Consider the following 17,177-nt stretch of genomic DNA (forward strand, 5'->3'; position numbering starts at 1 on the left):
CGCCGCTGTCAGGCGCCGATCGGCCCGCCGAACCACTCCTCGATCAGGGACCGCGCGATCGAGGAGTGCCCGGGCAGGCCCAGGTGCCCGTCGGCCACCGCCGTGGCGACCTCGTCGCGGGTGAACCAGTCGGCCTCGGCGATCTCGTCCTCCTGCCGCACCAGCCCCGTGGTGGTCGCGCGGGCGCGGAAGCCCAGCATGAGCGAGGCGGGGAAGGGCCACGACTGGCTGCCGCGGTACTCGATCGACGCAGGGTCGAGGGTGACGCCGACCTCCTCCGCGGTCTCGCGCGCCACGGCCTGCTCCAGGCCCTCCCCGGGCTCGACGAAGCCGGCCAGCACCGAGCGGCGGCCCAGGTCCCACTGCGGGCCGCGGGCCAGCAGCAGGCGGTCGTCCGCGTCGGTGATCGCCATGATCACCGCGGGGTCGGTGCGCGGGAAGTGGTTGGACTCGTCCGCCGGGCAGTGCCGCACCCAGCCGCCCTGCCGCACCTCGGTCCGCGTGCCGCACAGCGGGCAGTGCGTGTAGACCGCGTGCCACTGGGCGAGGGCGACCGCCTCGACGACCAGCCCCACCTCCAGGTCGCCCGCGTCGAGCGAGCGGATGCCGGTCCACTCCACGTCGAGGTCGGGCTCCGGCGCGGGATCCGAACCCGGCACGCGCCCGGCGTCGGCCAGGACCACGGCGAGGTGGGCGACGCCGCCGGCCTCGCCGAGAAAGAGGAGCGTGCGCACGGCCAGGTGCGCGACGTCGTCGGGCGCGAACAGCGCGAGCCGCTGCCCGGATGTCGCCACGCGGGTGCCGCGCACCACCAGCACCCGCGTGGCCGGCTCCTTGAGCAGGTCGTCGAGGAGACCGGGCTCGGCGCGCCGGTGCGCGGCACGGTCGTGGGCGGCGCGGGCGAAGGGGAGGTCGAGAGAACGCACGGGACGACGTTAGTCGCCCGCGGGAGCCCGCGACGCCGGACGTCTCGGGCGGAGACGGCGGACACGCCACGGACCTGTCCCGTGGTGCGCCGGACGCTGCTCTAGGGTGAGCACGTGTCCCGCACGCCCCTCGCTCTCGCCGCCCTCTCGACCGCCGCCGTGCCGGGTCTCGATGCCCGATCGGTGCGCGTCGGAGACCTCGCCGGCGACTACGACGTCGCCGTCGTGACCGGCGCGGACGACCAGGAGTGGGTGGTGCGCGCGCCCCGCACCACCGTGGCCGGGGCCGCGCTGGAGGCCGAGATCGAGCTGCTCGACGCGCTCCGGCTGTACATCGACACGGGCGTGCTCCCGTTCGTCGTGCCGCAGGTCGCGGGCTACGCCCTCCTGCCGGAGGGCGGCCGCGCCGTCGTGCACCGCCGGATCATCGGCGACAACCTCGACGTCGAGGTCCTGGAGCAGGGCCCCGGGCTGGCCGCCGACCTGGGCCGGGCCATCGCGGCCATCCACGAGCTGCCGACGTCGGTCGTCGAGACGTGCGGGCTGCCCAGCTACACCGCCTCCGAGTACCGCGAGCGTCGCCTCACCGAGGTGGACGAGGCGGCCAGGACCGGCCGCGTCCCGCCCACCCTGCTGCGCCGCTGGGAGACCGCCCTGGAGGACGTGTCGCTGTGGCGGTTCAAGCCCGTCGTCACGCACGGCGACCTGGCGCCGGACCAGCTCCTCGTGGACCGGCAGCGGGTCGTGGCGGTCTCCGGCTGGGCGGAGGCCCGCGTCGCCGACCCCGCCGACGACCTCGCGTGGCTCATCGCGGCGGCCCCCATGGAGGCCGTGGACTCGATCATGGAGGCCTACCAGCTGCGCCGCAAGGAGCTCACGGACCCACGGCTGGCCGAGCGGGCCATGCTCGTGGGCGAGCTCGCGCTGGCGCGGTGGCTGCTGCACGGCGTGCGGCACCGGCTGCCCGAGGTGGTCGAGGACGCGACGTCGATGCTGGAGGACCTGGACGAGGCGACCCTCGACGAGGCCTGACCGGCGTCAGGCCGCAGGAGCGGCCGGCCGGAAGCCGGTCGAGGGTCGCCTCGCGGTCACTCGCCGGCCGGGGTGCGCGGCCGGGTGTGTGCGACGGCGTGACCCGCCCCGACGGCGAGGAGCACCCCGCCGGCCCACCAGATGCCGAGCGTGAGCATCCCCAGGTCGAGCGTGGCCACGATCAGCACCGCCACCCCGGCCGCGGCGACGACGGCGCCGGCCCACGCCCTGGGCACCGCGATCAGTGCGCCGATGGCGACGAGACCGCCGGTCCAGAGCCAGGACGAGGCGTCCATCTCCCAGGACCCGACGAGGCTGCCGACGACGACCAGGACCGCGGGCAGCGCGGTGAGCGCCGCGCCGGTGATGCGCCAGCCGGCCGCGGGGCGGCCGCTGCGCGCGATCGCGGGCACGACGACCGCGGCCCACGCGAGCATGGCGGTGAGCGTGTGGAACGTGGTGTTGCCGGCAAGGCTCAGCACCGTCAGCACGACGGCGACCGTCACGGCGGCGATCGTGCGGGCCCGGGCAGGTACGAAGAGCGGGACCGCGGCGATCAGCGCCGGGATCAGGTTCAGCAGCACGATGCCGAAGCCGTACTGCTCGACCTGGGTGTCCAGGCCCGGGAGGGACTGGTCGGGCCACAGGAACGAGACGAACATCGCGGTGAAGACCGCCGCGCCGGTCGCCAGCCACTGCAGGACGCGCCGCATCCGGTCGGTCCGGCTCGTGTCGTGTCCCAGCTCGGCCTGCACCCGCTCGGTGAACCGCGCGGGGTCGCCGAGGCTCTCCGCGGCCTGCTCGGGGGTGCGGCCCGCGTCGGCGGCGTCCGCGAAGTGGGCCCGGACGTCGTCGAGCACCGCGTCCCGTTGCGTGGGGGTGAGCGTCCGAAGGTGCTTGCCGACGTCGCGCAGGTAGGTGTCCTCGGCGTTGGCGTTCATCGTGTCCCTCTCGGTCATCGTGATCCCTCCAGAAGGGCGTCGACCTGCGCGCCGAGCGACGCCCAGACCTTCGCGAAGGTGGTGAGCTGTTCGGTGCCGTGGTCGGTGATGGCGTAGTAGCGGCGGGGACGTCCGGTGCCGGACGTGTCCCACCGCGGCTCGACGAGCCCGTTCTCGCGCATCCGGGCCAGCAAGGGGTACAGGCTGCCCTCGCTCGCGATGAGCTCGCGCGAGGTGAGGTCGTCGGCCAGCTCGAGGCCGTACTTCTCACCGCGGGAGAGCAGCGCGAGCACGCAGTACTCGAGCACTCCCTTGCGGAGGTTCGTTGCGATGCGCTCTTCGGTCATGGCGGCAACGGTAACCTTGCATAGCAAGACTTGCAATACAAGACTTGCATCGCAAGGTTGGAGCGTGGAGAAAAGGGGCCGACGACGTCGCCGTCGTCAGCCCCTGGAACCACCCGCCCCGGGCGTCAGGCCGCGAGAGCCTGCTTCACCTGGGCGAGGCTCGGGTTGGTCGCCGCGGAGCCGTCCGGGAAGACCACCGTGGGAACGGTCTGGTTGCCGCCGTTGACCTGTTCCACGTACGCGGCGGCCTCCGGCTGCTCCTCGATGTCGATGACGGTGTAGCCGATGCCCTCGGAGTCGAGCTGCGTGCGCAGTCGCCGGCAGTACCCGCACCAGGTGGTCGAGTACATGAGGACGGTGCCGTCCTCGGGAAGCGGCGTGGTCGTCTCGGACATCTGTTCTCCTTGTCGGTGGTTGCTGCGAGAATCGCAGACGATGCTCACCCAGACCAACTCCGCCGACGGTTCGAATCATCCTGGACCGATGAGCCCCGACGCGATCCTGACGGCCCTCGATCCCGAGCAGCGCGAGGTCGCCCTCGCGCTCAACGGGCCCGTGGTCGTGCTGGCAGGGGCGGGCACCGGCAAGACCCGGGCCATCACGCACCGCATCGCGTACGGCGTCCGTATCGGCGCGTACAAGCCGACGAGCGTGCTGGCGGTGACCTTCACGGCCCGCGCCGCGGGGGAGATGCGCACCCGGCTGCGGGGTCTCGGGGTGCAGGGGGTGCAGGCCCGGACGTTCCACTCCGCGGCGCTGCGGCAGCTCGGGTACTTCTGGCCGCGGGTGGTGGGCGGCGCCCCGCCGCGGCTGCAGGAGTTCAAGGCACCGATCATCGCCGAGGCCGCGCGGCGGGTGGGGCTGAGCGTGGACCGCGTCGCCGTCCGCGACCTGAGCAGCGAGGTGGAGTGGGCCAAGGTCTCGCTGGTCACCGCGGACGACTACGAGAAGGCGGCGTACCGCACGGGCCGCGAGGCGCCCTCGGGCTACGACGCCCAGGCCGTGGCCCGCCTCATCACGGCGTACGAGGACGTCAAGACGGAGCGCGAGCTCATCGACTTCGAGGACGTCCTGCTGATGCTCGCGGACATGCTCAACAGCCACAAGATCGTGGCGGACGAGGTGCGCTCGCAGTACAAGCACTTCGTGGTCGACGAGTACCAGGACGTCTCGCCCCTGCAGCAGTTCCTGCTGGACCAGTGGCTGGGCGGGCGCAGGGAGCTGTGCGTCGTGGGCGACCCGTCGCAGACCATCTACTCGTTCACCGGCGCCACCCCGCGCCACCTGCTCGACTTCCGGCGCACCTTCCCGGAGGCGCAGGAGGTGCGCCTCGTGCGCGACTACCGCTCCACGCCCCAGGTGGTGAACCTCGCCAACGAGGTGCTCAAGCGGGCGGGCCGGGCGGGCGGCGCGCACCAGGCGCTGGAGCTCATCGCGCAGCGCGAGCCGGGTCCGGCGGTCGCCTTCACGGCGTACGACGACGACGAGGCCGAGGCGAAGGGCATCGCTGCCCGGGCCGCGCGGCTGGTCGGGTCGGGCGTGAAGCCCAGCGAGATCGCCGTGCTGTACCGCACCAACGCGCAGTCCGAGGCGTTCGAGACCGCGTTCGCCGACGCCGGTGTGGGCTACCTCGTGCGCGGCGGCCAGCGGTTCTTCCAGCGCAAGGAGGTCCGGGACGCGCTGGTGCTGCTCCGGGGCGCGGCCCGCTCGGCCGACCCTGCGGCGCCCATGCCGGACCAGGTGCGCGACATCCTCGCGGCCGCCGGGTGGGCCGACCAGCCGCCGACGGCCCGCGGCGCGGCCCGGGAACGCTGGGACGCGATGCAGGCGCTGGTCTCGCTCGCCGACGACCTGGCGGCGGCCGCGACGCCGGACAGCCCCGCGACCGTCTCGGCGCTCGTGGCGGAGCTCGACGAGCGGGCCGCCGCGCAGCACGCGCCGACGGTCGAGGGCGTCACGCTCGCCTCGCTGCACGCGGCGAAGGGCCTGGAGTGGGACGCGGTGTTCCTCGCCGGGATGAGCGAGGGCCTCATGCCCATCTCGCTTGCGGAGACCGACGACGCGGTGCACGAGGAGCGCCGGCTGCTGTACGTGGGGATCACGCGGGCCCGCGAGCACCTGGACGTGTCGTTCGCCCGCTCGCGCAACCCGGGCGGGCGGGCCACGCGCAAGCGCACGCGGTTCCTCGACGGCCTCTGGCCGGACGAGCCGCGGGCACCCCGCGCCCGGACGGCGCCGAAGGGTCAGGCCCGTGCCCTGCTCACCGACGAGCGCGACACCGCGCTGTTCGACGCGCTGCGCGAGTGGCGGCGGGAGGTGGCCCAGGAGACCGACAAACCCGCCTACACGGTGCTCACCGACGCCACCCTGGTGGCCATCGCCGAGATCCGACCTTCGGGCACGGCCGAACTTGCTCGCGTGAACGGCATCGGACCCGCGAAGATCGACAGGTACGGCGCCACGATCCTCGCGATCGTGGCGAGCGATCGGCCTTCTTGAGCGGTTTCCGGGTCCTTCGGAGGGGCTCCGAAAAACTTCTCAAGAAAGTTTGGAAAAAGAGTTGGCTCGCCACGGCGGCCCGGCATAGTGTTCACATGTCCCTGACAGCAGTGGGCGAGATCGAGAGATCTGGCCCGGATTCGAGTGAGGAGGTGGGTGCATTGGAGATGAACATGATTCCGCAGACGGATCTGCAGGTGTGCAAGCACGTGCTCGGCTACGAGCCCGTCCCGGCCACTGGCGCAGCTCTGCCTTTCCGCGCGCGCACTCACCGCGGAGGCGTCAAGCCGTCCGCTCTCGCACCCGACTCCGCATCTCCAGGAGACTCACCGGTCTGACGACCGAAGAGTTCCAGGCCGCGGAGTCCACCTAGGACCCGCGGCCTTAATTCTTGCCCGGAGATCCGGCCCCACCTCGGCCGGCCCGGCAAGGATCTAGCCCCTGGGTCCTGCACCACCAACGTTCATCGACGACGTTCCTTCAGGACACAGGAGACAACCGTGCGCCTCACTGCGCTCCTCGACACTCTTCCCCAGGGCGGCTCGGGCCCCTGGGACCCGCCTCAACACCCCGCCACGAGCGGGACCGGTTCGGACTCGGCGGAGTTCAACCGGCTCATGGACACACTGCTGCCGTGCCGTACCAACGACCCGGAGCTGTGGTTCGCCGAGCACAGCACCCAGGTGGAGCAGGCCAAGGCCCTCTGCCGTACGTGCCCCCTCATCGAGGGCTGCCTCGCGGGCGCCCTCGACCGCAACGAGCCGTGGGGCGTCTGGGGCGGCGAGGTCTTCGTGGACGGCGCCGTCGTGGCCCGCAAGCGCGGCCGTGGCCGGCCCCGCAAGTCGGAGAACGTCGCCGCCGCATGACCCGCGGGTCAGGCCGCCCGGACCGGCAGGACCACGCACCCGCACCGCGGGTGCGGCTCCGCCGGCCGGGCGCGGGGGATCCCCGCCGGGAGCGAGATCTCCAGGCACGCACCGACGGCCGCCGGCCGGTGCCCGTCCAGCTGGGCGAGCACCTGGCCCGCGGCCGTCGCCGCTGCCACGGCGGCGAGCGTCGCCTCGTGCGTCGGCTCCGGCGTCTTGCGGAGCTGGGCCGCCAGCGCCGGCCACTCCCGGTCGGCGTCCGCGCGGGCGAGGTCCACGCAGCTCACGCAGGCCGACCGCCCCGGCCGCACCAGCGGGCCCACCACGACGTCGGCCTCACGCACCACGACCGGCAGGTGCGGCACCCCGAGACCCAGCAGCCGCTGGTACCGCGCCGGGTGCGCGGCATGCGCCTCGGTGACCACGACGACGTCGAGCGCCGCCGGGTCGAGCCCGTCGCCGCCCGCGGCGTCGTCGTCCACCCGGACCGCGACGCGCGGGGAACGCTCCGCGAGCAGGGCCTGGACGGCCAGGTCGCGCGCCTCGCCCACGTCGGCCGCCCGTAGGCCGCCCAGCCCGACGTCTGTGGTCTGCACCGGCAACGGGTCGCTGAGCACGAGGCCGCCCACCCCCGCCGTCGCGAGGTGCAGCGCGACCGCCGTGCCCAGCCGTCCGAGCCCGACGATGCCGACGACCCGTCCCGCGCGCTCCGCGAGCGTGGCGAGCCCCGCCCCGTCGGGCCGGAGCATGCCGAGCGCCGTCGCGTCCGCCGCCCCGTCGGCCGGGGCCGTCACCACGCCGACCGCTCCGGGGACCGGGACGAGCACCCCCGCCCGCGCCAGGGCGGCCATGATCTCGTCGCGCCGCTCGACCCCCACGCCGCACCGCGCGGCCGACTGCTCGACCGTCACGTGCCGGCGCTCCGCGATCTCCTCCAGCCAGGACTCCTCGGCCGGGGTGAGCCCGGACAGCACGAACGACCAGCGCGGGTCCGAGCCGCACTGCACCTGACCACCGCCGCGGGTGAGCACGGGCGTGCCGGGCCGCAGCCGTAGGGCGGGGGTGCGCTTCATGTCCACCACGATGCCCGACGGCGGCGCTGCGGGGGCGTTGTCCACAGGCCCGGAGGTATATCCAAAGCACCGAGCGGTCCGGAAGTTCCCGGCTGCGCCCAGAGCCAAATGGACGGCGCAACCCTTGCCGACCCGGTTACGGTGAACACTATGAGCGACCAGCACCAGCCCGGCGAGTCTCCCCAGTCGTGGGAGGAGATGCTGCGCTCCATGCTCGGCGACGGCGCAGACGAAGTGATGGCCGAGATGCGCGAGCGCGGCATCGACCCGACGGCGCTCGGCGGCGCACCGGACCCGGTGATGATGCAGTACGCCCTGGCCCAGGTGCAGAAGATGCTCTCGGCCGAGGGCGCCGGACCGGTCAACGCGGACGTCGCGCACGACGTCGCGCGACAGGTCGCGGTCAGCGAGGGCGACCCGTCCCTGACCGGCAGGCAGGCCAAGGACGCCACCGACGCGCTCGGGGTGGCCGAGCTCTGGCTCGACGCCGTGACCGACCTCCCGCCCGCGGGCGGCACCCGGCGCGCGTGGAACCGGTCCGAGTGGGTCGAGGCCACGCTCCCGGTGTGGAACGAGCTCGCCGCGCCCGTGGCGTCCTCCGTCTCGGAGGCGCTCGCCACGGTGCTGCGCGACCAGCTCCCCGACGGCGTGGACGACGGCGAGGCAGTGCCCGGCATGCCGGCCGGCGTGCTGCACGGCCTGGGCGGCTCGATCGACCCGGCCCAGATGATGAAGCGGCTCGGCTCGGCCGTGTTCGGCATGCAGGTGGGCCAGGCCGCGGGCACGCTCTCGCGCGAGGTGTTCGGCGCCACCGACGTCGGCCTGCCGCTGCTCGACAGCCCCGACACCGTGCTGCTGCCCACCAACGTGGCCGAGTTCGCCGACGGCCTGGACGCCCCGCTCGAAGAGGTGCGGCAGTTCCTCGCCGTGCGCGAGGCGGCCCACGCGCGGCTGTTCACCCACGTCCCGTGGCTGCGCTCGCACCTGCTGTCGATCGTGGAGCGGTACGCGCGCGGCATCACCATCGACCTCGACGCGCTCGAGGCCCAGGTGCGCGACATCGACCTCGCCGACTCCGACGCGCTGCGCAGCGCGCTGTCGGGCGGCGTCTTCGGGCTGCAGAACACGGACGAGCAGAAGGCCGTGCTCCTGAACCTGGAGACGACGCTCGCGCTGGTCGAGGGCTGGGTGGACGAGGTCAGCGCCATGGCCGCGCTGCCGCACCTGCCGCACGCCATCCCGCTGCGGGAGATGATCCGCCGCCGGCGTGCCGCCGGCGGCCCGGCCGAGCAGACGTTCTCGACCCTGGTCGGCCTGGAGCTGCGGCCGCGCCGGTCGCGTGACGCCGCGACCCTGTTCTCGATCGTGGCCCGCGCCCAGGGGACCACCGGGCGGGACGCCGTGTGGGACCACCCGGACCTGCTGCCCGGCACCGAGGACCTGGACGACCCGTCGGGCTACCTGGTGCGCCGCGAGGCGGCGGAGAACGAGCACGCCGACGTGGACGCGGCGCTCAAGGAGATCTTCGGCGAGGAGGAAGGCCCCGAGGAGGAGCAGGGCCCCGGCGACGCCGACAAGTAGCTCAGTCCTCCTCGTCGTCCGGGGTGGCCTGGCCGTTGTCGTCCTGCGTAAACGATGCGCCCTCCAGGAAGCCGCGCGCGCGGTCCGTCCGGGGGTAGACCTCGAGGATCTTCCAGAACTCGGGGCCGTGGCCGGCATGCAGCAGGTGCGCCAGCTCGTGCAGCAGCACGTAGTCGAGCACCCAGGACGGCATGCCCTGGAGCCGGGTGGAGATCCGGATGGAGCCGTCCAGCAGCGTGCACGATCCCCAGCGCCTGCCCTGGTTGGCCGACCACCGGACGCTGGAGGGCCGGGCCCTGCCGCCGAGGTACTTGGCGGAGAGCTCGCCGGCGCGGTCCATGAGCTCCTGGTCGGACGGGCGGCGGCGCCGCTCCTTGTCCTCGAGCCGGGCCACCATCTTCGCCACCCACTCTCGTTCCTGAGCCCGAGAGAAGCGCGCAGGAATGGCGACGATGGTCCGTCCACCGTCGCGGTATGCGCTCACCGTGGCGGTGCGACGGCGGCTCCGGCGCACCTCCACGGACGTCAGGGCGTCGTGGGCCACGGCACGACCGTACCGGTTATCGGCGTCAAGGTGGGGTATAACACACCGTTCAAGTGGAAAAACTTTGCCTACGGGGCTCTCCTCGGGTGCGATTCACGGAACCCCCAGGCAAGTGAGGAATGATGGGCCGGTGACCGACATGCGCGACCTCCAGCACGCTCCGCAACCCGAGCCGTCACCGTTCGACCATGCCGTGGACAGCCCTGCGCCGATCACGCGCCGCACGGTCACGCTCGGGGTGTCCTTGCTGCTCACGGCCGTTCTGGCCGCGCTGGCCCTGGTCGTGCCCACGCCCTACGCGATGCGTTCGCCCGGGCCCACCGAGGACACCCTGGAGCGCAACCTCATCCAGATCGAGGGTGCCCGCACGTACGAGTCCACGGGGCAGCTGCGCCTGACCACGGTGTCCGTGCTCGGCGGGCCGGGCTACCCGATGATGGCCGGCCAGGTGATCCAGGGCTGGCTGGACCCGCGGCGCTCGGTGCTCCCGGTGGAGGCGATCTTCCCGGAGGCGACCACCAAGGAGGAGCAGCAGGAGGTCAGCCAGGCGGAGATGGTCTCGTCGCAGGAGTCGGCCACGGCCGCGGCGCTGACCGAGCTCGGCTACGACGTGCCCGCCGTGCTGGACGTTGCAGGCACGGAACCCGGGTCCGGGGCCGAGGGTAAGCTCAAGGAGGGCGACGTCATCACGGAGTTCCAGGGTGAACCCGTGGGCACCTACGCCGACCTCATCGAGGGGCTCGCCGCCACGACCCCGGGGGACGACGTGACGCTCGGCGTCAAGCGGGGCAAGCGGACCATGGACGTGACCGTCACGACGGCGGACAACGGTCAGCGGGCCGTGCTCGGCGTCTTCATCGACCCGCACTACGACTTCCCCGTGGACGTCTCCATCGAGATCGAGGACATCGGCGGACCGAGCGCGGGCACCATGTTCGCGCTCGGCATCATCGACAAGCTGACCCCCGAGGACGAGGCCAACGGCGAGATCATCGCGGGTACCGGGACCATGAGCCCGGAGGGCACCGTGGGCCCCATCGGCGGCATCGAGCAGAAGCTGTACGGCGCCGTCCGGGACGACGCCGAGTGGTTCCTCGCGCCCGCCGACAACTGCGACCAGGTGGTGGGCAACGTGCCCGACGGGCTGCGCGTGGTGAAGGTGGCGACGCTGGCGGAGGCGCGGGACGCGGTGGAGCAGATCGGGCGCGGCGAGGGGGCCGACCTGCCGACGTGCTCCTGACGCTCGCGGGCGGGATCCCGGGCGTTGATCGCGTGTTGCACATCTGGAGGATGTGGGAACCTTGTGGTGGGAACCTTGACCAGAGCCTGGCCGTTCCAACTGCGTACGGCCCAACCATTCATGACGTGAGGTAACGCAGAAGTGTCCTTCGCCGCAGCACCTCGTCGCCCATCCGGCGGCGCACCCCGAGCCCGACGACGCAGTCCCCTGGGGGTGGCGGTCGTCGCGGTCGCCGTCGTCGTCGCGGCCCTGCTTCTCCTAGCGCAGTTCTGGACCGAGGTGATGTGGTTCGGGCAGCTCGGGTTCTCCCGAGTGATCTGGACCGAGTGGGGCATGCGCGGCGCGCTGTTCGCCGTCGGCTTCCTGGTCATGGCCGGAGCCGTGTTCTGGTCGTTCACCGCGGCGTACCGCTCGCGCCCCGTCTACGCGCCGAGCACCCCCGAGCAGGCCACGCTCGACCAGTACCGCGAGGCGGTCGAACCGCTGCGCCGCGTCGTGATGATCGCGGCCCCGGTGCTGATCGGCTTCTTCGCGGGCGTCGCGGCGTCGGCGCAGTGGCGCACCGTCCTCCTGGCGTTCAACAGCGAGCCCTTCGGTGAGACCGACCCGCAGTTCGGCATGGACCTCGGGTTCTTCGTCTTCCTGCTCCCCGCGCTGCGGTTCGGCGTCGGGTTCCTCATCTCGGTGGTGGTGATCGCCGGCATCGCCGGCGTGATCACGCACTACCTGTACGGCGGGCTCCGGATCGGCCCGGCCGCCGCCGGCGGCCCCCGCACCACCCCCGCGGCGCGCATCCACCTGGCCGTCATCGGCGCGGTGCTGCTGCTGCTCATCGGTGCCAACTACTGGCTGGACCGGTACTCGATCCTGACCAACGCGGGCGACCGGTTCGACGGCGCCTCCTACTCCGACGTGCACGCCGTGATCCCCGCCAAGGGCATCCTCACGGTCGTCGCGATCTTCGTCGCCGCGCTGTTCATCGTCACCGCGTTCCGCGGCGACTGGCGCCTGCCGGCGATCGGCGTCGGCCTTATGGTCGTCTCCGCCATCGCGATCGGCGGCATCTACCCCGCGGTCGTCCAGCGCTTCCAGGTGAACCCGAACGCGCAGGAGCTGGAGAGCGAGTACATCCAGCGCAACATCGACGCGACCCTGACGGCCTTCGGCATCGACGACGTCGAGAAGGAACCGTACGACGCCACGACCCAGGCGGAGGAGGGCGCCCTGCGCTCGGACGCGGACACCGCCGCGTCGATCCGGCTGCTGGACCCGCAGATCGTCTCGCCGTCGTTCCGCCAGCTCCAGCAGAACAAGCAGTACTACAACTTCAACGACTCCCTGTCGGTCGACAAGTACGAGATCGACGGCGAGTCCCGCGACACCGTGATCGCGGTGCGCGAGCTCAACCTCGACGGCCTGGGCCAGGACCAGCGCAACTGGGTCAACGACCACACCGTGTACACGCACGGCTACGGCGTCGTCGCCGCGTACGGCAACCAGCCGGGCCCGGACGGACGCCCGGCCTTCTTCGAGGGCGGCATCCCGTCTCAGGGCGCGATCAGCGACCTCGAGGGCGAGTACGAGCCGCGCATCTACTTCAGCCCGAGCACCACCACGTACTCGATCGTGGGCGCCCCCGAGGGCACCAAGGCGTGGGAGCTCGACTACCAGGCCGACGACGCGGACGACGGCGGCCAGGTCAACACCACGTTCACCGGCGACGCCGGGCCCAGCGTCGGCGCGTTCGGCAGCAAGCTCCTGTACGCGCTGAAGTTCGGCGAGGAGCAGCTGCTGTTCTCCGACCGCGTCACGAGCGAGTCGCAGATCCTCTACGACCGCGACCCGCAGCAGCGCGTCAGCAAGGTCGCGCCGTGGCTGACGCTCGACAACCGGGTCTACCCGGCGGTCGTGGACGGCCGCGTCAAGTGGATCGTCGACGCCTACACCACGAGCGACGCCGTCCCGTACTCGACCTCGACCCCGCTCGACGAGGCGGTGGCGGACACGCTCACCCAGCAGGCCGGCGCCCCCGTCGAGCTGCCGGAGGAGGTCAACTACATCCGGAACTCGGTGAAGGCCACGGTCGACGCCTACGACGGTTCGGTCGACCTGTACGCGTGGGACGCTAACGACCCGATCCTGAAGGCGTGGAGCAACGTCTTCCCGGGGGCCGTGAAGCCGATGGACGAGATCTCCGGCGACCTCATGAGCCACCTGCGGTACCCGGAGGACCTGTTCAAGGTGCAGCGCACCCTGCTCAGCCAGTACCACGTGACGGACTCCGCCGAGTTCTTCTCGGGCCAGGACTTCTGGAACAACCCGACCGACCCGACGTCGGAGGCGACCACCGCGCCGCTGCAGCCGCCGTACTACCTGACGCTGCAGATGCCGGGCCAGGACCAGTCCACGTTCTCGCTGACCTCGACGTTCATCCCGGGCGGTAACACCGACCGAGAGGTGCTCACCGGGTTCCTCGCGGTGGATGCCGACGCCGGCAGCGAGGCGGGTACCAAGTCCGAGGACTACGGGAAGCTACGCCTCCTGGAGCTGCCACGGGACACGACTGTCCCCGGACCGGGTCAGGTGCAGAACAACTTCGACTCGAACCCGACGATCTCCGAGCAGCTGAACATCCTGCAGATCGGCGCGTCCACGGTGCGCCGGGGCAACCAGCTCACCCTGCCGGTCGGCGGCGGTCTGCTGTACGTGCAGCCGGTCTACATCCAGTCGACCGGTGGCACGCAGTTCCCGCTGCTGCGCAAGGTGCTCGTCGCGTTCGGTGACGACATCGGGTTCGCCGACACGCTCGACGAGGCGCTGGACCAGGTGTTCGGCGGTGACTCGGGTGCCCAGGCCGGCGACGCCGGTGCGGCGGCCGAGGACGAGGCGCCCACCGCGCCGCCCACGGGCGAGGGCGACACGGGCACGGAGCCGTCGCAGGAGCCCAGCCAGGAGCCGAGCGGCGAGTCCACGCCGGACAGCACCCAGGCGCCGTCGTCCGAGCTGGACGCCGCGCTGCAGGACGCCCGAGCCGCCATGGAGGACGCCAACGCCGCCCAGCGCGACGGTGACTGGGCCGCCTACGGCGAGGCGCAGGACCGGCTGCAGAAGGCACTGGAGGACGCGATCGCCGCCGAGGAGGCTCAGCAGCAGGGCTGATCCTCCCGCGCACAACAGTCAGACCTGCAGGTCACTCCGGTGACCTGCAGGTCTGACTCTTTTATGCGAGGCGGCGGGCCACCACCACCGAGTTGATGACGTCGTCGGTGGGGTGCACCACCTCCAGCACCTCGAACCCCGGCATGGCCCCCAGGTCGACGGGCGGGTAGAGCAGGGTGCGCGCACCCCGGGCGCTGCGCGCGAGCAGCAGCGCGCCGGGCCGCATGGTGTCGGCCATCCGGCGCAGGATCGCTGCCTTGGCCGACGGCGTCTCGCCCACCAGCGCGGCGAGCACCACGACGTCATGCCCGGTGAGGCTCACGTCGGCGGCGTCGGCCTGCTCGAAGCGGACCGACGCCGCGCCGAGGCGCGCGGCGACCCGGCGCGCCAGCGCCACCGCCGTGGCGTCGCGGTCCAGGCCGACGACGGGGGCGTCGAGCGCGGCGGCGTAGCCCAGGGTGCTCAGGGGGAGCGGTCCGCTCCCGACGACGGCGACCGATCTCGGCGTGCCGCCGCCCGCGTGGTCGATCAGCCGGGCCTCCAGGGCCGTGAGCCGGCGGTAGTTGTCGAGGTAGGGGAACGCGGCGAGCGCTGCCCGGGCGTCGGGCGCGCCGGCGATGTGCTCGGCCCACGCGTGCTCGAGCTCCGTCTCGCCGCGCGCCGAGAGGTCGCGGATGGCGTCCTTGCGGCGGTGGACCTCGGGGTGCGCCAGGACGTCCCGGGCCTGCCGGTCGGGCGTCGCGAGGACGGCCTGCACCAGGCCGCCGAAGAGGGCGTTCGTGCCGGGGTCCGGGCGCAGGTGGGGCAGTGCGGCAAGCTGGTCGGTGAGGTGGACGATCCGGTCGGCGGACAGGGTGGTATCGCTCAGCTCCGTCGTCATGGGGACGATGGTTCCACGGCCGGATCGGTTCGACCGGCTGTGACCTGCGTCTCGACCGGGCGGCCCGGTTTGCGCTTCGTCGCTCGGGGTGCGTAAAGTAGGGATCACCGACGCGGGGTGGAGCAGCTCGGTAGCTCGCTGGGCTCATAACCCAGAGGTCGCAGGTTCAAATCCTGCCCCCGCTACAAATGCCAGGCCCGGAGATCCACGGATCTCCGGGCCTGAGCGCTTTCCAGGGTCTGGAACGATGGCCCGCATGACAGCATCCGCACCTCGTCCGGAGCGCACCGCGCGCGTCGTCCTCGTGGCCCTCGTCGTGGTCGGCCTCGCGCTGCTGGGCGGCGCGGCCTGGGTGGGGAGCCGCCCGGCGCCCACCTGGTTCGCCTATGCGCCGTTGTCGGGCACGACCTACACGCCGCGCGGCACCCCGTCTTCCGGCACCGTGGCCCTGCTCTCGGCCGCCGGCACGCTCCTGCTGGGCGGCGCGGCCGGCTTCGCCGTCGGACGACGGAGCCGGCCTGCCGCGGGCGCGCAGCCGAAGTGAGCGCAGGCCGCCCGCGCGCCGAAACGGGCCCGAGGCTCAGGCGACGGTGTAGCGGCTGGTGATCGCCACGCGGTTGAAGGCGTTCATCACGGTGACGATCCAGGAGACCGCCGCGACCTGGTCGTCGGTGAGGACGGCCGCGGCGTCGGCGTAGTCCGTGTCGCGGACGTGCCCGTCGGCGACCAGGGTGATCGCCTCGGCCAGGCCGAGGGCCGCCCGGTCGGCGGCGGAGAAATAGCCCGTCTCCCGCCAGGCGGGCAGGACGGCGACCCGGTCGGGGTTCTCGCCCTTCTTCAGGGCGTCACGCGTGTGCAGCCGCAGGCAGAACGCGCAGCCGTTGATCTGTGAGGTGCGGATCCGCAGCAGCTCGACCAGGAGCGGGTCGAGTCCTGCCGACACGGCGTTGTTCTCGGCCTCCGCCGACAGGGTCAGCAGCGCCTTGTACGCGTTCGGCTGCTGCTTGCCCATGTCGACGCGCTGGGTGGTGGTCATGGTTCTCCTCGGGATCGTCGTGCGGCCGGGGTCGGCGCCAGGGAGACGACGTGGCCCGCCGGGACGTGACAGCCGGAGCCGTGACAGTGAGCCACGTGACAGTCAGACGCGCGTGAGCTTGTCCGGGTTGACGACCCGCCGGTAGGCGGTGATCCGCCCGTCCGCGATCTGCACCGTGTCCACCGAGAACACCCGGCCCTCGCGGTGGAACACCAGCGAGAGCTCGCCCCCGACCTCCACGAGGTCGATGCGGTCGGGGCGCAGCTGACGGCCGACCCGCACCATGAGCTCGGCCACCCGCTGACCGCCGAGAACGGGCTTGCGCGCCGCGAAGACCTTGCCGCCGCCGTCGGTGACGTAGACGACGTCGGGGTCCAGCAGGCGGACCAGTCCTTCCAGGTCCCCGGTCTCGTAGGCGCCGCGGAACGCTTCGAGCACCCGCTCCCGCTCGGTCCGCGACACCCGGGACGTGCGTGGCATCGCGTCCTTCTCGGCGGCCACGCGCCGGCGGGCCCGGGAGGCGAGCTGCCGGGCGCCCGGCACCGTGACGTCGAGGATCTCGGCGATCCGCGCGAACTCGAGGTCGAAGACGTCGTGCAGCACGAAGGCGACCCGTTCCGGCGGGCTGAGCTTCTCCATGACCAGGAGCATCGCCGCGGTGACGGACTCGTCGACGAGCACCGGTTCGGCGGCGTCCGGCCCGGTCAGCAGGGGCTCGGGGAGCCACGGCCCCACGTAGGACTCCCTGCGGTGGCGGGCGCTGTTCAGGATGTCGTACGCCCGCCGGGCGGCGACGGTGATCAGCCAGGCACGGAGGTTGCGCACCTCGTCAAGGTTCGCGGCGACGGCGCGCAGCCAGACGTCCTGGGTGACGTCCTCGGCGTCCGCCACGGTGCCGAGAATCCGGTATGCCGCGCCGAACACCGCGGGCCGGTGCGCGGACCACTCGGCACGGAGCCGGTCCTGCCCGGGCAGATCGTCGGTCGCCACGCGGCTGCTCCTCTCGGTCGGGAGCAGCATAGATCGGCCGCCGTCCTCGATCAGGGGAGAGGG

General features: G+C 72.5%; 16 protein-coding genes and 1 tRNA gene. 8 read left to right on the forward strand and 9 right to left on the reverse strand.

Translation table 11 applies throughout. The annotated features are described in order from the left end of the window. Positions 1 to 8: 8 nt before the first annotated feature. Positions 9 to 926, reverse strand: coding sequence for an NAD(+) diphosphatase (gene nudC, locus ACFWEJ_RS05645; protein ID WP_377228224.1), 918 nt, complete (start codon positions 924 to 926; stop codon positions 9 to 11). 114 nt (positions 927 to 1,040) lie between these two features. Here nudC and ACFWEJ_RS05650 point away from each other — a divergent pair, with 114 nt between their 5' ends. After that, entirely contained in the window at positions 1,041 to 1,958 is a 918-nt protein-coding gene (locus ACFWEJ_RS05650; RefSeq protein WP_377228225.1) for a phosphotransferase, read from the forward strand. Between the two features lie 56 nt (positions 1,959 to 2,014). Here ACFWEJ_RS05650 and ACFWEJ_RS05655 read toward each other — a convergent pair whose 3' ends face one another. From ACFWEJ_RS05655 to ACFWEJ_RS05665, 3 genes are all read right to left on the reverse strand, one after another. Further along, positions 2,015 to 2,917 (reverse strand): DUF1700 domain-containing protein, encoded by a 903-nt coding sequence (locus ACFWEJ_RS05655; protein WP_377228226.1) that lies wholly within the window; start codon positions 2,915 to 2,917, stop codon positions 2,015 to 2,017. Next, a complete protein-coding gene (locus ACFWEJ_RS05660) occupies positions 2,914 to 3,246 on the reverse strand; it encodes a PadR family transcriptional regulator (RefSeq protein ID WP_377228227.1) in 333 nt (110 codons plus the stop codon). The genes ACFWEJ_RS05655 and ACFWEJ_RS05660 overlap by 4 nt, the downstream gene beginning before the upstream one ends. Before the next feature lie 125 nt (positions 3,247 to 3,371). Next, positions 3,372 to 3,641: a mycoredoxin gene (locus ACFWEJ_RS05665; RefSeq protein WP_020016326.1), complete on the reverse strand. Its 270-nt coding sequence runs from the start codon at positions 3,639 to 3,641 to the stop codon at positions 3,372 to 3,374. 88 nt (positions 3,642 to 3,729) lie between these two features. Here ACFWEJ_RS05665 and ACFWEJ_RS05670 point away from each other — a divergent pair, with 88 nt between their 5' ends. Together ACFWEJ_RS05670 and ACFWEJ_RS05675 are read left to right on the forward strand one after the other, a co-directional pair. Further along, positions 3,730 to 5,745, forward strand: coding sequence for an ATP-dependent helicase (locus ACFWEJ_RS05670; RefSeq protein ID WP_377228228.1), 2,016 nt, complete (start codon positions 3,730 to 3,732; stop codon positions 5,743 to 5,745). A 500-nt stretch (positions 5,746 to 6,245) separates the two neighbouring features. Further along, on the forward strand, positions 6,246 to 6,611 hold the full coding sequence (locus tag ACFWEJ_RS05675) for a WhiB family transcriptional regulator (protein WP_285103255.1): 366 nt from the start codon (positions 6,246 to 6,248) through the stop codon (positions 6,609 to 6,611). Positions 6,612 to 6,619: 8 nt separating this feature from the next. Here the strand turns inward: ACFWEJ_RS05675 and ACFWEJ_RS05680 are convergent, their stop codons facing one another. Next, positions 6,620 to 7,729 (reverse strand): ThiF family adenylyltransferase, encoded by a 1,110-nt coding sequence (locus tag ACFWEJ_RS05680; RefSeq protein WP_377228229.1) that lies wholly within the window; start codon positions 7,727 to 7,729, stop codon positions 6,620 to 6,622. A gap of 105 nt (positions 7,730 to 7,834) precedes the next feature. Between ACFWEJ_RS05680 and ACFWEJ_RS05685 the strand changes: the two genes are divergently transcribed. After that, entirely contained in the window at positions 7,835 to 9,265 is a 1,431-nt protein-coding gene (locus ACFWEJ_RS05685) for a zinc-dependent metalloprotease (protein ID WP_377228230.1), read from the forward strand. Between the two features lies 1 nt (position 9,266). On the opposite strand, the gene ACFWEJ_RS05690 is transcribed toward ACFWEJ_RS05685, so the two are convergent. Continuing rightward, positions 9,267 to 9,809, reverse strand: coding sequence for a SprT-like domain-containing protein (locus tag ACFWEJ_RS05690; protein WP_285103261.1), 543 nt, complete (start codon positions 9,807 to 9,809; stop codon positions 9,267 to 9,269). A 139-nt stretch (positions 9,810 to 9,948) separates the two neighbouring features. On the opposite strand from ACFWEJ_RS05690, the gene ACFWEJ_RS05695 reads away from it, so the two are divergent. Then, the gene (locus ACFWEJ_RS05695) at positions 9,949 to 11,049 is read left to right on the forward strand and encodes a PDZ domain-containing protein (protein ID WP_377228236.1); all 1,101 of its coding nucleotides are present in this window, start codon (positions 9,949 to 9,951) and stop codon (positions 11,047 to 11,049) included. A 141-nt stretch (positions 11,050 to 11,190) separates the two neighbouring features. Beyond that, the gene (locus tag ACFWEJ_RS05700) at positions 11,191 to 14,208 is read left to right on the forward strand and encodes a UPF0182 family protein (protein ID WP_377228231.1); all 3,018 of its coding nucleotides are present in this window, start codon (positions 11,191 to 11,193) and stop codon (positions 14,206 to 14,208) included. 61 nt (positions 14,209 to 14,269) lie between these two features. Here ACFWEJ_RS05700 and ACFWEJ_RS05705 read toward each other — a convergent pair whose 3' ends face one another. Further along, positions 14,270 to 15,088 (reverse strand): nicotianamine synthase family protein, encoded by an 819-nt coding sequence (locus tag ACFWEJ_RS05705; protein WP_377228232.1) that lies wholly within the window; start codon positions 15,086 to 15,088, stop codon positions 14,270 to 14,272. A gap of 111 nt (positions 15,089 to 15,199) precedes the next feature. Between ACFWEJ_RS05705 and ACFWEJ_RS05710 the strand changes: the two genes are divergently transcribed. After that, a tRNA-Met gene (locus ACFWEJ_RS05710) sits at positions 15,200 to 15,273 on the forward strand. Positions 15,274 to 15,344: 71 nt separating this feature from the next. After that, positions 15,345 to 15,632 carry a hypothetical protein gene (locus ACFWEJ_RS05715; RefSeq protein WP_377228233.1) on the forward strand — a complete coding sequence of 96 codons (288 nt, stop codon included), beginning with the start codon at positions 15,345 to 15,347 and terminating at the stop codon, positions 15,630 to 15,632. Positions 15,633 to 15,668: 36 nt separating this feature from the next. Here the strand turns inward: ACFWEJ_RS05715 and ACFWEJ_RS05720 are convergent, their stop codons facing one another. Further along, positions 15,669 to 16,124: a carboxymuconolactone decarboxylase family protein gene (locus tag ACFWEJ_RS05720; protein ID WP_377228234.1), complete on the reverse strand. Its 456-nt coding sequence runs from the start codon at positions 16,122 to 16,124 to the stop codon at positions 15,669 to 15,671. A gap of 102 nt (positions 16,125 to 16,226) precedes the next feature. After that, on the reverse strand, positions 16,227 to 17,177 hold a 951-nt coding region (sigJ, locus tag ACFWEJ_RS05725), incomplete at its 5' end, for an RNA polymerase sigma factor SigJ (protein WP_377228235.1).

The sequence above is a fragment of the Promicromonospora sp. NPDC060204 genome, from assembly GCF_042728455.1.
Lineage (GTDB): Bacteria > Actinomycetota > Actinomycetes > Actinomycetales > Cellulomonadaceae > Promicromonospora.